Origin of the sequence: Streptomyces sp. NPDC008317, from assembly GCF_042955955.1 — a bacterium.
Lineage (GTDB): Bacteria > Actinomycetota > Actinomycetes > Streptomycetales > Streptomycetaceae > Actinacidiphila.
Window position 1 is genome coordinate 519,930 of the sequence record NZ_JBIBFQ010000006.1, and the last position, 13,908, is coordinate 533,837.

General features: G+C 73.3%; 12 protein-coding genes. 4 read left to right on the forward strand and 8 right to left on the reverse strand.

Translation table 11 applies throughout. The features are described from left to right. Positions 1–155 precede the first annotated feature (155 nt). The 4 genes from ACFY9V_RS22500 to ACFY9V_RS22515 all read right to left on the reverse strand — a co-directional run bounded on the left by ACFY9V_RS22500 (position 156) and on the right by ACFY9V_RS22515 (position 3,983). Positions 156–1,586, reverse strand: coding sequence for a DUF6596 domain-containing protein (locus ACFY9V_RS22500; RefSeq protein WP_391162537.1), 1,431 nt, complete (start codon positions 1,584–1,586; stop codon positions 156–158). Next, positions 1,559–1,978 (reverse strand): YciI family protein, encoded by a 420-nt coding sequence (locus ACFY9V_RS22505; protein ID WP_188285869.1) that lies wholly within the window; start codon positions 1,976–1,978, stop codon positions 1,559–1,561. Before ACFY9V_RS22505 ends, ACFY9V_RS22500 begins: the two co-directional genes overlap by 28 nt. A 137-nt stretch (positions 1,979–2,115) precedes the next feature. Next, complete coding sequence (locus tag ACFY9V_RS22510; protein WP_391162539.1) at positions 2,116–3,498, reverse strand: MFS transporter; 1,383 nt, start codon at positions 3,496–3,498, stop codon at positions 2,116–2,118. Beyond that, positions 3,495–3,983 (reverse strand): MarR family transcriptional regulator, encoded by a 489-nt coding sequence (locus ACFY9V_RS22515; protein WP_355336369.1) that lies wholly within the window; start codon positions 3,981–3,983, stop codon positions 3,495–3,497. Before ACFY9V_RS22515 ends, ACFY9V_RS22510 begins: the two co-directional genes overlap by 4 nt. Positions 3,984–4,143: 160 nt before the next feature. Between ACFY9V_RS22515 and ACFY9V_RS22520 the strand changes: the two genes are divergently transcribed. Continuing rightward, positions 4,144–5,595: an amidase gene (locus ACFY9V_RS22520; RefSeq protein ID WP_391162540.1), complete on the forward strand. Its 1,452-nt coding sequence runs from the start codon at positions 4,144–4,146 to the stop codon at positions 5,593–5,595. 8 nt (positions 5,596–5,603) lie between these two features. Here ACFY9V_RS22520 and ACFY9V_RS22525 read toward each other — a convergent pair whose 3' ends face one another. After that, positions 5,604–6,878 (reverse strand): lanthionine synthetase LanC family protein, encoded by a 1,275-nt coding sequence (locus tag ACFY9V_RS22525; protein WP_355336367.1) that lies wholly within the window; start codon positions 6,876–6,878, stop codon positions 5,604–5,606. A 24-nt stretch (positions 6,879–6,902) separates the two neighbouring features. Then, positions 6,903–7,367 carry an ATP-binding protein gene (locus ACFY9V_RS22530; protein ID WP_355336365.1) on the reverse strand — a complete coding sequence of 155 codons (465 nt, stop codon included), beginning with the start codon at positions 7,365–7,367 and terminating at the stop codon, positions 6,903–6,905. Between the two features lie 160 nt (positions 7,368–7,527). On the opposite strand from ACFY9V_RS22530, the gene ACFY9V_RS22535 reads away from it, so the two are divergent. From ACFY9V_RS22535 to ACFY9V_RS22545, 3 genes are read left to right on the forward strand one after another with little or no spacing between them, the layout of a single operon-like run. Further along, a complete protein-coding gene (locus tag ACFY9V_RS22535; protein ID WP_391042927.1) occupies positions 7,528–8,397 on the forward strand; it encodes a Scr1 family TA system antitoxin-like transcriptional regulator in 870 nt (289 codons plus the stop codon). Beyond that, the gene (locus ACFY9V_RS22540; protein WP_391042926.1) at positions 8,394–8,639 is read left to right on the forward strand and encodes a DUF397 domain-containing protein; all 246 of its coding nucleotides are present in this window, start codon (positions 8,394–8,396) and stop codon (positions 8,637–8,639) included. The genes ACFY9V_RS22535 and ACFY9V_RS22540 overlap by 4 nt, the downstream gene beginning before the upstream one ends. A gap of 23 nt (positions 8,640–8,662) precedes the next feature. Further along, entirely contained in the window at positions 8,663–9,562 is a 900-nt protein-coding gene (locus ACFY9V_RS22545) for a TIGR03619 family F420-dependent LLM class oxidoreductase (protein ID WP_391162541.1), read from the forward strand. 99 nt (positions 9,563–9,661) lie between these two features. On the opposite strand, the gene ACFY9V_RS22550 is transcribed toward ACFY9V_RS22545, so the two are convergent. Then, complete coding sequence (locus tag ACFY9V_RS22550) at positions 9,662–10,015, reverse strand: beta/gamma crystallin domain-containing protein (protein ID WP_355336359.1); 354 nt, start codon at positions 10,013–10,015, stop codon at positions 9,662–9,664. Positions 10,016–10,190: 175 nt separating this feature from the next. Continuing rightward, the gene (locus tag ACFY9V_RS22555) at positions 10,191–13,436 is read right to left on the reverse strand and encodes an AAA family ATPase (RefSeq protein WP_391162543.1); all 3,246 of its coding nucleotides are present in this window, start codon (positions 13,434–13,436) and stop codon (positions 10,191–10,193) included. Between the last annotated feature and the right edge of the window lie 472 nt (positions 13,437–13,908).

Sequence of the window (13,908 nt, forward strand, 5' to 3'; positions counted from 1 at the left end):
CCCGCCGCCCCGGTCGAGCAAGGGCCCGGCCGGTCCGGCACCGGCACCGCCCCTCGACCCCGGCACCGGCACCGGCACCCACCCCGCCACCGCCACCGCCACCGCCACCGAAGCACCGCCACCGCCACCGACGCGCCGCTGACGCCCGGACGGGGTCACGGCATCGGCAGGGCATCGGCCTTGCGGAGCAGCAAGGCGCGTTCGCGGGTGTTGGGGCAGTGGCGGGCGGCGAGCTGGAGTGCGGCGCGGGCTTCGGCGGTGCGGCCGAGGCGGGCGAGGAGTTCACCGCGCACGGTGGGGAGGAGATGGGAGTGGGAGAGGTGACCGGCGGCGGCGAGTTCGTCGACGAGGTCGAGGGCGGGCTGCGGCCCGTGGGCCATCGCGACGGCGACCGCGCGGTTGAGGTCCACGACCGGCGAGGGGGCGATACGGCCGAGGGCTTCGTAGAGCACGACGATCCGTTCCCAGTCGGTCGCGGCGACGGAGGGCGCGGAGGCGTGGCAGGCCGCGATGGCCGCCTGGAGGCCGTACGGGCCCAGGCCGCGCCCGACGGTGGAGGCGCGTTCGAGAGCCGCCCGGCCACGGCGGATCGCCGAGCGGTCCCACAGGCGCCGGTTCTGGTCCTCCAGGAGTACGGCCTCGCCGTCGGGGCCGGTGCGGGCGGGGAAGCGGGCGGCGGTCAGTTCGCAGAGGGCGAGCAGACCGTGCACCTCGGGCTCGCGCGGCAGCAGGGCGGCCAGTACGCGGGTGAGCCGGATCGCCTCGTAGGCCAGGTCGGGGCGGAGGAGGTCGTCGCCGGACGTCGCGGTCGACCCCTCGGTGAAGATGACGTAGAGCACGCTGAGGACGCCGCCGAGCCGTTCCCGCCGTTCCTCGGCCGGGGGCAGGGCGAACGGGACCTCGGCGGCGGCGATCGTACGTTTCGCACGGGTGATCCGCGCCTGGACGGTCGGCACCGGCACCAGGAAGGCGCGCGCGATCTCCTCGCTGGCCAGGCCGCCCACCGCGCGCAGGGTCAGGGCCACGCGGGCCTCGGGCGAGAGGACCGGATGGCAGGAGATGAACATCAGGGCCAGGATGTCGTCGTCGATACGGTCCGGGTCCCAGGGCAGGTCGGCGTCGGCCGCCGAGCCCACACCCGTATCCGGGCCCGCGGCCCTTCCCGTGGCGACGCCCGTACCCGCGTCCTCGGCCGCCTCCCCCGCGAGCAGCGCGTACCGCTGGTCCAGCGCCGAGCGGCGGCGGAAGGCGTCGATCGCCCGCCGCCGCCCGGTCGCGAGCAGCCAGCCCACCGGGTTCGCCGGTGTGCCGTCGCGTGACCAGCCGACCAGCGCCTCGGCCAGGGCCTCCTGCGCCACGTCCTCGGCCAGTTCGAAGTCCCCGGTGTAACGGGCCAGGGCCGCGACGACGCGGGCCGACTCGATCCGCCAGACGGCCTCGACGGCGCGGCGCGCGGCCTCCGTACTGCGGGGAGCCGACCCGCCGGGAGCCGACCCGCCCGGAACCGACCCGCCCCGAGCCACCCCGTCAGGAACCGGTCCGCTCAGATCCGGCCCGCTCAGATCTGGCCCGTCCGCTCGCGCCACGCCCGCTCCTTGGTGATCCACTCGTTGTCCTGCGGGAACTCCTCGATGCTCGGCACCCGGCGCACCTCGCACTTCGAACCCGCGACGGCGGGCAGCCGCTTCGCCCACTCGACCGCTTCCTCCTTCGAGGCCACGTCGATCAGGTAGAAGCCGCCGAACAGCTCCTTCGTCTCGCCGTACGGGCCGTCGGTGACCACCGGCGCCTCACCGCTGAAGTCGACCACGACCCCCTGGCCCGGGTCGTCGAGCCCCTCCGCCGCCACCAGGACCCCGGCCCGGATCAGCTCTTCGTTGAACCGGCCGACCGTCTCCAGCATCTCGTCGAACGGGGTCTCCATCATCTTCGCGACGGACTCGTCCGTACCACGCATGATCAGCATGTACTTCGCCATGACGGCTGTCTCCACTCTGTTCTGTTCCGTGCGTTCAGCGCTGACGCGCTCCGGGGGCCGTTTTCCGACCCTCTCACCCCCAAGGTCGAACGGCGCGGGAGCGGATCGACACGGCGGCCGGATCGAATTCGGAGAATTCACGGGACCTGGCCGGAGGCCACCGCCAGGTCGGCGTCCGGGACCGGCCCGGCGTCGGTGTCCGCACCGCCGTGGGACGGCGTGCGGTACGCCCGGAGCGGCGCGTTCGTCGCGGCCACGGCCAGCACCGCCAGGACGGCGGACACCCCGCCGAGGACCAGGGAGAACGGGGCGGAGGTGGCCGAGGCCAGCAGACCGCCCCGGAAATTGCCGAGTTCGGGCCCCGCGACACCGATCACGTGCTCCACGGAGGAGACCCGCCCCCGGTACGCGTCCGGCGTCTCCCACTGGACCAGGGCGCTGCGCGTGACGACGGACACGGTGTCGGCGGCCCCCGCCGCGGCCAGGCAGCCGAGCGCCAGCCACAAAGGCCCCGCCAGCCCGAACCCGGCCAGCGCCAGGCCCCAGACCACGGCGGCGGAGAGCTGTACGAGGCCGCCGCGCCGCCAGCGGGTCACCGTGCCGGAGAGCAGACCGGCCGTGATGCCCCCGACCGCGACGGCCGAGAGGAACAGGCCGAGGGTCCGCGGGTTGCCGCCGAAGCGGATCTCGTTGACGAGGGGGAAGAGCGCCACGGGCATGGCGAGGAGCGTCGCGGCCAGGTCGGTGGCCATCGAGCCCCAGAGGGTGGGTCGGCGCAGGACGATCCGCCACCCGCCGCGCTCGGCACGCCGCCGCCCGCCGCCCTTCCCGAGCGCGCGCCCAATCCCACCGCCCTTCGCGCGCCGACGCCAGCCACCGCCCCTCTCGGACGCCGTCCCCTCACCCCCCTCCGGCCGCATCGCCGGGAGGCGAATCACCGCGAGCATCGAGACCGCCATGGCCACGGCCTGAATCCCGTACGCGGCGGGGAAATCCCAGCGGGCGATGATCAGTCCGGCCGCGGCGGGCCCGGCCAGCATCGTGGCCTGGAAGGAGACGTTGGTGAGGGCGAGACCGGCCGCGACCTGGTCGCCGGGCAGCAGCCGGACGGGAAAGGTGCGCCGGGCGGGAGCGCCGAGCGCGCTGAAGACGGTGGCCAGGGCGACGAGGGCGAGCAGGAGCAGGACGTTCCTGTTGTGGGCCAGGGCCTGGGCGCACAGGGCGGCGGCGACCAGGAGTTGGCCCGTGGTGGTGGCGCGTACGAGCGCGCGGCGGTCGACGGTGTCGGCCAACGCGCCGCCGAGCAGCCCGAAGAGCAGCATCGGCAACCCGGTGGCGAGCCCGATCGCGCCGGTGCCGACCGGGCTGCCGGTGAGGTCCCAGACCTGGGCGAGGACGGCCACATTGCCTATCTGGCCGCCGAGTTGGGAGACGGACGTGCCGATCCACAGGTCGCGGAAGGGCTGACTGCCGCGCAGCGGACGGGTGTCGAGGAACCGGACGCGTATCCGTCCGCTCACTTCGGCGGCTCGACAAGGCGGTTGAGGATGCGCTGGCGCATCGACCGGTGTTCCAGCGCGCGCCGCACCTCCTCGACGACGGCGGTCATGGCGTACGGCACCTCGGCGTCCAGTTCGGCGACGGTCTCGTGGGTGGCGCGCCACTCCGCCTCCAGGAACGGTACGAGCGACCGGCCGCGTTCGGTCAGGTCGATCCGCCGGGTGCGGGCGTCGGGGCCGGGCTCCGAGGTGACCAGGTCCTCCTTGCGCATGGCGGCGACGGTCTGGCTGATCGCGGAGTGCGAGCGGTTCAGGGACTTCGCCAGCTCGCGGATGGTCAGCGGGCCGGTGTGCGCGAGCCGGATCAGCGGATACGCGAACCGGGGCCGTACGCCCGTGATGCCGCGCTCGACGTAGAGCTGCTCGATCTCGGCGTCCATGGCCGCCAGCAGCTCGTGCAGGGTGTGCCAGGGGTCGGGGAGCGCGGTGGGATCAGAAGTTGTCACAGCGCTAATATAACAGCGCTGCGACAATTGCGGAGGCTACGGCTCCGGGCGCGCCGGGGTCAGCCGCGAAGTGGCCCCCGGACCCCGGAGATCGGGGCGGCTTTCCCTTGCCCGAATCGACATTTCGTGGCTCCAGCCGACCGCCCGTACGGTCCCTGGCATGGACAGAAGCTTTCAGACGGCGGAAGAACTCCGTGCCGCCCTGCGCGCCGGTGACGTGACCTCGGCGGAACTGACCGACGAGGCGATAGCCCGTATCGAGCGGGACGACGAGGCGGTCAACGCGATCTGTGTGCCGGACTTCGACCGTGCGCGGGCCGCCGCGCGGGAGGCCGACGCGGCGCGGGCCCGCGGCGAGGACCGGCCGCTGCTCGGCATTCCCGTGACGGTCAAGGAGTCGTACGACGTGGCCGGGCTCCCCACGACCTGGGGCATGCCGCAGCACCGGAACCACCTGCCGGCCGAGGACGCGGTGCAGGTGTCGCGGCTCAGGGCCGCGGGCGCGGTGGTGCTCGGCAAGACCAATGTGCCGGTCGGGCTCCAGGACATCCAGAGCTTCAACGAGATCTACGGCACCACCAACAACCCGTGGGACCACGGCCGCACGTCGGGTGGCTCCTCCGGCGGATCGGCGGCGGCCCTCGCGTCCGGCTTCGGCGCGCTGTCCATCGGCTCGGACATCGCCGGTTCGCTGCGCACCCCCGCGCATTTCTGCGGGATCTACGCGCACAAGCCGACGCTCGGGCTGGCAGCGAACCGCGGCATGGCCCAGCCGCCCGCACCGGCGCTGCCGGTCGACCTCGACCTCGCCGTCGTCGGCCCGATGGCGCGCTCCGCGCGCGACCTCACGCTCCTGCTCGACGTCATGGCAGGACCCGACCCGCTGACGTCCGGTGTGGCGTACGAGGTGAGGCTGCCGCCCGCGCGCCACGAGCGGCTCGGCGCCTTCCGGGTCCTGGTCCTCGACCAGCACCCGCACATTCCGACCGGGGCCGCGGTACGGGCGGCCGTGGGCCGGGTGGCCGACGCCCTGGCCGACGGCGGCGCCCGCGTCGAACGGCACAGCCCGCTGCTGCCCGATCTGGCCGAAGCCGCGGTGGTCTACACACAGCTCCTGATGTCGAGTTCCACCGCGCACTTCCCGGTCGAGGCCCAGGAGCAACTGCGGGCCCTCGCCGCCGACTTGAGCCCGGACGACCAGAGTCTGGAGGCGACGCGGCTGCGCGCCATGGTGTTGAGCCACCGCGACTGGCTCGGCGCGAACGGCCGCCGCGAGCTCCACCGGCACGGCTGGCGGCGGTTCTTCGCCGAATTCGACGCCGTGGTCTGCCCGATCACGCCCACCCCCGCCTTCCCGCACGACCACGGCCCCGACCCGAGGCGACGCCGGATCGACATCGACGGCGCCGGGTACCCGTACTTCGACCAGCTCGTCTGGGCCGGTCTGCCCACCATGCCCGGCCTGCCCGCCACCGCCATCCCGGCGGGCCGGTCCCCCGAGGGCCTGCCGGTGGGCGTCCAGCTCGTCGGCCCGATGTTCGAGGACCGCACCCCGCTGCGCCTGGCCGAACTGCTCGAACCACTGACCGGCGGCTTCCACCCCCCGACATAACCCCCGCCTCAGCGGGCCGGGGTGGTGGGGTGGTGGTCGGGCCAGGGGAGGGCGTAGGCGGAGGTGGCGGCGGGGCGGGGGCGGGTGAGGCGGGTGAAGCGGAGGAGTTCGCGGACGATGCCGGCGGTGCCCATGGCCCAGCCGGGGTGGGGTTCGAGGGTGCTGGGGGTGGCGCGGTGCTCGATGTTGGACCAGCGGGCGCCGTCGCGGTCGCGGGTGGCGCGGGAGGAGAGGTCGGCGGCGAGGAGTCGGGCGAAGTCCGGGGGGTCGCCCTGTTCCGCCAGCCGGTCGCAGGCGAGGGCGAGGACGCCCGCGGTGCCGCAGCAGCGGCCGTTGTTGTCCCAGAAGCGGGGCCGCAGGCGGCGGGGCAGGCCGGAGTGGGTCACGGTGTGCCAGCAGCGGTCGGCGAGCGCCTGCCATGCGGCGGGCTCGTCGAGGACGTCCCGGAGCAGCCGGAAGACCTGGGCGTCACCGGCCGGTCCGTGACACCAGCCGTAGCTGTAGCGCTCGATGAGTTCGGGCCGGTCCTGCGGGTCGGAGTGGGGTACGAGGAAACCGTCCGGCCCGTCCTCGTCGCGCGCCACGACGTCGGCGGCGCCCGCCCGCGCCAGCTCGACCAGGTCGGTGCGGCCGGTCGCCGAGCCGACGCGGGCCAGCGCGTACACGATGCCGAGCGTGCCGTGCGAGATGTGGTGCAGGCGCGGGGCCGCGTCGGTGCGCACCTCCCAGTGGACACCCGCCGGGGTCTCCTCGGCCGTCCGCAGATACGGCTCCACGGCGAGCACGGCCAGGTCGGCGTCGCCCATCGCCAACGCGCCCAGGCCGATACCGGCGTTGCCGCCGAGCAGTTCGAACAGCACGCCCCAGCGCGTCCCGTCGAAACGGGAGCGCACCAGGTCCAGGGCCCGCGCGGCGCCTGCCGCGGCCTCCGGGGCGCCGAGTTCGTCGTGGACGGCCCGCAGCGCGAACGCCATGCCGGTCAGGCCGAAGTACAGCGAGCTGCCGTCCCAGCCGTCGACAGCGGCGGCCACACTGCGGGCGGCGCGCACGGCCGCGTCGCCGTACCGGTCGTCCCCGAAGTGCCGCCGCGCTTCGAGGAGTAGGGGGATCACACCGGCCGTACCGCTGTAGAGCGAGGCGTTCGGCTCGTCGTCCGAGGGCGTGGTGGTCCAGGCGAGCCCGCCGTCCTCGCCCTCCCGCGCGTTCCCGAGCAGCCAGCGCAGCGCGTCCGCCGACAACTCCTCGACCTCATCCGCTGTTACGTCTGTTGCGTCAGCCGTCATAACGCCCACTTTGGCACGCTCTCGCTACGGGGCCGCTTCCAGGGGAAGGGGGAGGTCGAGTTCGGCGCGGAGCGTCTTGCCGACGGGGTCGCGGGGGAGGACCGACCAGCGGGTGGCGAGGGCTTCGACCAGGAGGAGCCCCCGGCCGGAGTCGGAGAGCGGGGAGGCGGGACGGAGCTGGCCGGGGTCCGGGGGACGGCGTTCCCCGCGGGCGTCGGAGACGTCGATACGGAGCAGGGTCGCCGTGAGGCGGATACGGAGTTCGAAGTCGCGCCCGGCCACGCGGCCGTGGGTGGCGGCGTTGGTCGCCAGCTCGGCCACCAACAGGGCGGCCGTCTCGGCCAGTTCGGTGCCGTGCGCGACACCCCACAGGTGGAGCTCGTTCGACGCCGCGTGCCGCGCCAGCCGGGCCCCGCGCCGCGTGGCGCTGAACCGCTGGCTGAACTCACGTTCGGTCACGGGGAGTTCGTGCATCGTTGGTGCTGTCATACCGCCCAATGTGACCCCGGCCCCGCCCCTCCCACCAGGGTCCCGCCGCGTACGCTGCGCCAGCGTACGCGCACCAAACGTAGACAGTACCCGTCACCCCCTGTGAGCATTGTCCGACTCGATGTGGTCAAACGGGCGGGCGCGCGGGAGGTGGCCAAGGATGGCCGATGGCATGGACGGTGCGGGAGACAACGGTACGGGGACGTTCGGCAGTGAGCCCGAGACGTCGGACAGCTTGCGCACCTTCGGTGCGTTTGTCCAGGCGCTCCGGGAACACGCGCGTCTCAGCCGCGAGGAGTTCGGCGACCAGGTGCGCTTCTCCAAACACACGATCGCCTCGATCGAGCAGGGGCGACGCATGCCCGACGCCGACTTCGTGGACCGCGCCGAACCGGTTCTCGGCAACACCGGAGCTTTACGCAAGGCGCTCGACCATGTCGGGCGGCAGCCCGGCCTCGCGGCCTGGTTCCACCAGTGGGCGCGCCTGGAGAAGACGGCGATCAGCCTCGACACATACGACTGCCGCATCGTTCCTGGGTTGTTGCAGACGGCGGCATACGCGCGCGCTGTCGTCGAGAGCGTCCCGCCGCTGGTCAGCGAGAAGGCCATCACTGAGCGCGTCACAGCGCGGCTCAAGCGGCAGGCCCTGCTGTCCACCCACCGCGATCGGCCATGCGCGTTCAGCTTCATCCTCGAACAGGCCGTTCTCGAAAGGCATACCGGCGGCGAGGACGTCACGCGGGAATTGCTCGACCATCTGCTGGACGTCGTCGCGACGCACTGGAACATCGTGTTGCAGATCATGCCGCTCCAACGGCCCGTCCACGCTGGCCTGGACGGACCGCTCGCTCTCCTGGAGACGCCGAAGAACCGCTGGTACGCCTACTCCGAGGGGCAGAAGAACGGCCGCCTCATCGGAGACCTGAAAGAGATCAGCGAGCTCCAGCAGCGGTATGCAAAACTGCGCTCGCAGGCTCTGACGCCCGATGACTCGCGGGGCCTGCTGGAGCGAATGCGAGGAGCGCTATGAGCACGTCCGATCTGGCCTGGTTCAAGAGCAGTTACAGCAGTGCTCAGGGTGACAATTGCATTGAGGTGGCCGCCACCTGGCACAAGTCCAGCTACAGCGGATCTGAGGGCGACAACTGCGTAGAGGTCTCGGCCTGCCCGAGCACCGTCCACGTGCGGGACTCGAAGGACAAGGAAGGGCCCCAACTCGCCTTCTCCCCCGCCCAGTGGGCGGACTTCCTGAGCTTTGCGAGCCAACTCTGAGGCTGGCGGGGTAGGAGGAGGCCATGAAGGTCGGATTCGCACTGCCGCAGTTCAACAAGCAGGCTTTCGAGGTCGCGCGGGCCGCCGAGTTCGCGCGCGGGATCGAGTCGGCGGGCGGAGCCAGCCTGTGGGTGGGCGACCGGAATCTGGCCGCCGTCGATCCGAGCGTCGGGTACGGCGGCGGGAGCACGATTCCGCCGGAGTTGAACGCGGCGGCCGATCCGTTCGTCCTGCTCGGCGTGGCCGCGAGCGCCACCGAGCGCGTCCTGCTCGGCAGCCACGTACTGGTGGCGCCGCTGTATCCGCCGGTCCAACTGGCCAGGTCGCTCACGACCGTTGACCTGATCAGCGGGGGACGCCTGCTCGCGGGGTTCGGCGTGGGCTGGTCGCCGGAGGAGTACGAGGCCGCGGGCGTGGACTTCGCCACGCGGGGCGCCAGGATGGACGAGACCCTGGACGTACTCGAAGAGATCTGGACGAAGGACCCGGCCGGGTACAGCGGGGCGCGGTTGTCGGTGCCGCTGCACCACGCGCCGCTGAAGCCCGCGCGGCGGCCCCGGCCGCCCGTGTACCTGGGCGCGCGCTCGGGGCGGGCGCTGCGCCGGATCGGGGAACGCGCCGACGGCTGGCTGCCGGTGTGCGTGGTGCCGGGCTTCGTGGACTTCGACGGCATCGTCCGGCAGCGGGCACGGGTGGACGAGGCGGCGCGGACGGCGGGCCGCGATCCGCGCGTCATCGACGCGGTCTTGCGCGTCAACATCGAGGCGGGCACGTCCACGGAGCAGGTGGTGACGGTGATCAAGGCCGCGGGCGAACGTACCGGCATCGACCATGTGATGGTCGACACGATGTACAGCGACGCGGGCGTCGACCAGTCCGTGGAGCGGGCCTTGGCGATCCTCGACGGCGTCCGCGCGGGCTGATCCGAGGAGCCGGTACCCCGGCCGGGCGCCGTACGTCGCCCGGCCGCCGGTTCGTACCCTCGCGGGACTGCGGACTCGCGGGCCCGCGGATTGGCGGGCTCAGAGGATCTGGATGCTCTTGACCCGCGGAGGGCGGTTCGGGAACGTGATGTCGGTCCAGCGGTTGATCCGCACCGAGTCGCCGTTGACGTCGTAGTAGATCAGGTCGTTGTTGCCCGTGACGATCCGGTCGACCCACCAGCCGCCGAAGTCGGTCCGGCCCGAATTCGCGTAACAGTCCACGCTGTCACGGCCGTTGAGGTGCGAGTAGATCTTCAGGTAGTCCGCGCCGCCGACGCACTCGACGTGGTCGATGGCGAAGGCGGGGCCGCTCGGCACGGCGACGGTCAGCGCGGCGGCGGCGGCCAGCGCCATGGTCATCGAGCCGATGACCTTCTTGGCTTTCGAGATCACGCAAATCCCCTTCACACGGAGCCCGGCACCCGGCCCGGCTCGCTCGCTTCTTCGGGCCGGACAGCGGCCCGCCGCCGATCTTGGTGTGATGCCTCTGGCAAATGCGGCAAGCGGAGCGATGTCGTCGGTTTTTGACTCGATCGAGCGAAGGTGTGTTTGTTCCGGGCGCGATTGGTTACGGGGCGGGCTCGGGGCGGGGGCGGTCCGTACGCGCGTAGACCAGGGCGGCTTCGGTGCGGTTGCGGACGCCGAGCTTCTCCAGGATGTGGGAGACGTGGACGGCGACGGTGCGGTCGCTGATGTAGAGGGAGCGGGCGATCTGGCGGTTGCTCTCGCCGCGGGAGAGCAGGGCGAGGACCTGGGCCTCGCGTTCGGTGAGGTCGAGGCGGGCCTGGGCGGCGACGGACCGGGTCGTGGGGTCGGGCGGCCGGGTGAGACGGCCGCGGGTGGCCAGTTCGTGGGCGAGGCGCAACAGCGGTGCTGCGGACAGGGGTTCGGCCAGGCCCAGGCAGGCGGCCAGGGCGCGGCCCGCCTGTTCGCGGCGGCCCGCGCGGATCGCGGTCCCGGCCTCGCGCAGGCGTGCGTACGCCTCGCGGTAGGGCTGGTCGGCGGCGCGCCAGGCGTCGGCGACCTGCCGCCAGGTCGCCCGGTCGTCGGAGCCGTCGGCGCGGGAGTGTTCGGCCGCGGCGAGGGCGCCGAAGGCGGCGACGACGGGTTCGCCGCAGTGGCGGGCGGCGATGGCGGCGGCGCGTTCGGCGAAGGTCACGGCGGAGCCGTCCCAGGCGGCGGGCAGGCCGTGGGGGCGTACCGGGCCCGGCAGCAGGGCGAGTTCGGCGGCGAGGCGGGCGCCGTCGGCGAGCAGCCGGATCTCCTCCTCGGCGAGGGCGCCGCCGCCGACGGCCCGCAGGCCGTGCAGGACGTGGTCGGCGGCTGTCGCCAACTCCCCCGCGTCCAGCGCCTGTTCGGCCTGGCAGGCGTGGCAGGGGCCGAGCAGGCGGGGGTCGTCGGGGGCTTCGGCGAGTACGGCGGTGAGTTCCGCGGTGCGGCGGCGGTCGCCGCGGGCGACGGCCAACTCCAGTTGGAGCAGGTGCAGATAGCGGGTGATGTGGGCGGTGGACTGGCCGACGAGTTCGGCCAGGAGCTGGTCGGCCTCCGGCCAGCGGCCGGTGGCGACGAGGACCGCGGCCGTGTTGAAGTCCAGGACGGCGGTGAGCGGGGGCGGCGCGCCGAGTTCGCTGGCCGCGCGGCGTCCGGTCAGGGCCACTTCGCGCGCCTCCGCGAAGCGGCCCCCCGTACAGAGCAGGTACATGTGGTTGCTGGCCGCGCGCAGGACGTCCTCGACGGAGTCCGTACGGCGGGCCAAGTCGCGTGCCGCGCACAGGGCTTCGAGGCCCGCCTCCAGGTCGCCGCGCTGGGCGCGGACGATGCCGAGGGTGGTGAGGGCGTGGGCGTGCTCGGCGAGGGCGCCGATGCGCTCGGCCATCCGTAAGGCCCGTTGCGCCAGCGGCAGCGCGCCGTCCGGGTCGCCGACCTGGACGCGCATGTCGGCCGCCGCCGCCAGGACTCTGGCTTCGAGGGCGCCGGTCGCCTCGGGCGCCGTGGCCAGGAGCCCTTGCGCCTCTTCCAGTGCGGCGATGGCGCCCCAGGGGTCTCCGGCCTCGCGGCGGTAGGCGCCGAGGCGTTCGAGCAGGCGGGCGCGGTCTTGTGCGTGTGCCTGTGCTTGCGCTTCTGCGTGGGCCTGTGCCTGTGCCTGCCCTTGTACGGCGGCTGCCGCGTGGCTTCCGTCGGCGCGGTACGCCTCGGCCGAACGCGGGCCGTGGCGTGGTGTGTTGAGGGTGGCCGGGCCGCCGCCCGCCGACAGGGCCAGCGCGCGGGTGACGTACTCCGTGGCGCACTGGGGCTCGCCCGCGTAGCTGGCCGCGCGGGCGGCCTCCGGCCAGAGAGAGGTGGCGGCGGCCTCGGAGAGGTGGTCGGAGAGGGTGACGGCGAGGGCGTAGAGGCGGTGGGCCTCGGGGTACGCGCGGGCGTTGACGGCGAGGCGGGCGGCCGTCAGGGCCGAAGTGGCCGCGCGGGCGGGGCAGTCGGCGAGGTGCCAGTGCCGGGCCAGGAGGGCGGGGTCCGAGGCGGTACGGGCGGCGAGGGCGTGCGCGTAACGGCGGTGCAGGCGGCGGCGCTCGCCCGGGAGCAGGTCGGCGTACAGGATCTGGCGGATCAGGCCGTGCGGGAGGGCGTAACCGTCCTCGGTGGAGGTGAGCAGGCGCTGCTCGACGGCCCGGCGCACGGCGGCCAGCAGCGTTCGCTCGGGTAAGGGGACGGTGGCGGCGAGGAGTTCATGTGTCATGCCGTCGTCGGTCACGGATATCTGGTCGATGACCTCGCGGACGTCGGCGTCCACGCAGCTCACGCGGGCGAGGACCACTTCCGCGATGGACGCGGGCGGCCAGGGGCGGGCCGCCCGCGCCAACTCCTGTGCGTACAGCGGGTTTCCCTCCGCCGCCGATACGGCCGCCGCCACGTCGGCGGCGTCCGCGTCGGCCGGGAGCAGCGCGGTCACCAGCTCGGCGACCTCCGCGTCCGCCAAGCCGCTCAGCCGCAGCCGCGTCACCCTCGGACATCGGCCCAGCTCCGCGAACCAGCGCCGCGCGTCCGCCGTCAGCTCCTCCTCCCTCACCGTGGCCACGATCAGCACCGGCTGTCGTCTCAGCCGCACCGCCAGAAACGCCAGCAGATCGCGCGTGGACGCGTCCGCCCAGTGCAGGTCCTCCAGCACCAGCACCAGCGTCGTACGCGCCGACATCTCCCCCAGCACCCCCAGCACCCGCTCGAACACCCGCTGCCGCGTAGCCGGCCGCCCCCCACCGAACGCGTACGCCGCGCCCCGTCCACCAGCCGGCCCGGTCTCAGCCCACCCGTCAAAGCCCCCGCGCCCGCGCGCAGCACCCGCGACTGCGGGCGCGGGGCCACCCCCCGCATCGCCGGACCCCCTCCCCGCGCCGGAACGGCCGCGCCCACCGCTTTCACCGTCCGCCAGCGGACCGCCGTCCGACGGACCGGCCGCACCCCCGAAGCTCCCCGGCGAACGCGCGCCGCCGTCCGGCGAGGGTTCGCGCTCGTGTGGAGCGGCACCGGGGGCGGGGTGGGGGGCCGCGCCGGAGGCGAAGAGGTCGCGGAGGGCGGCGATGAAGGGGCCGTAGGCGAGAGTGGGGCCGGTGAGGGGGACGGAGTCGCCGGTGCGGAGGCGGGCGTGGCGGGGGGCGGTGGTGACGAGGGTGGCGAGCTCTTGGACGAGGCGGGTCTTGCCGAGACCCGCCTCGCCGGTGACGAGGAGGAGTTGGGCCTGGCCGGCCGCCGCGCGGTCGAAGGCGGCGACGGCGGCGCGCTTCTCGGGGTACCGCCCGACGAAGGGCGCTGACTTGGTCATGTGCGCAGTGTGAGCACGCGGCAGCGGTGTGTCGACGGCGAAGCGAAGAAGCTGCCATCGGGGGCGGAGCGAAACCGGCCCATTTTCATCGTGGCCGGTACGGGCGTTCCGCAAAGGCCGCGTGAAGGTTTGGTGCCTGGTGGCGGACGGTGTTCGCTCACCGGACGCGGCGGGAATCCGGCGTGATTCCCCGCGCCGCGCCCCGGCGGCGGTCTCGTATCTGTCGCAAACAGAAATCCGTGAAGTCCCCGGCCGTACACGGGTATACGCCGAAAAGGGGTCACCCGGCGGTCGTGGACGAGTACATCTAGTCAATTCCCACATACGCGCCTACGTCATGTTGCAGACGTGCGCGAGCGCTTTACCACCGCATAGTTGGCCCGGTTCGGCCCGGCGGCCAGCCGCGGCCGAAGACCGCTCGACGGAACCGGGAGGAGGAAACCCCATGAAGAAGATGTCGATCCGCAAGGCC

Bases quoted from the DNA above. Each gene is read 5' to 3' on its own strand.
- ACFY9V_RS22505 (WP_188285869.1), bottom strand. From the start codon at position 1,978: ATGGCGAAGTACATGCTGATCATGCGTGGTACGGACGAGTCCGTCGCG.
- ACFY9V_RS22520 (WP_391162540.1), top strand. From the start codon at position 4,144: ATGGACAGAAGCTTTCAGACGGCGGAAGAACTCCGTGCCGCCCTGCGC.
- ACFY9V_RS22525 (WP_355336367.1), bottom strand. From the start codon at position 6,878: ATGACGGCTGACGCAACAGACGTAACAGCGGATGAGGTCGAGGAGTTG.
- ACFY9V_RS22530 (WP_355336365.1), bottom strand. From the start codon at position 7,367: ATGACAGCACCAACGATGCACGAACTCCCCGTGACCGAACGTGAGTTC.
- ACFY9V_RS22535 (WP_391042927.1), top strand. From the start codon at position 7,528: ATGGCCGATGGCATGGACGGTGCGGGAGACAACGGTACGGGGACGTTC.
- ACFY9V_RS22540 (WP_391042926.1), top strand. From the start codon at position 8,394: ATGAGCACGTCCGATCTGGCCTGGTTCAAGAGCAGTTACAGCAGTGCT.
- ACFY9V_RS22545 (WP_391162541.1), top strand. From the start codon at position 8,663: ATGAAGGTCGGATTCGCACTGCCGCAGTTCAACAAGCAGGCTTTCGAG.
- ACFY9V_RS22555 (WP_391162543.1), bottom strand. From the start codon at position 13,436: ATGACCAAGTCAGCGCCCTTCGTCGGGCGGTACCCCGAGAAGCGCGCC.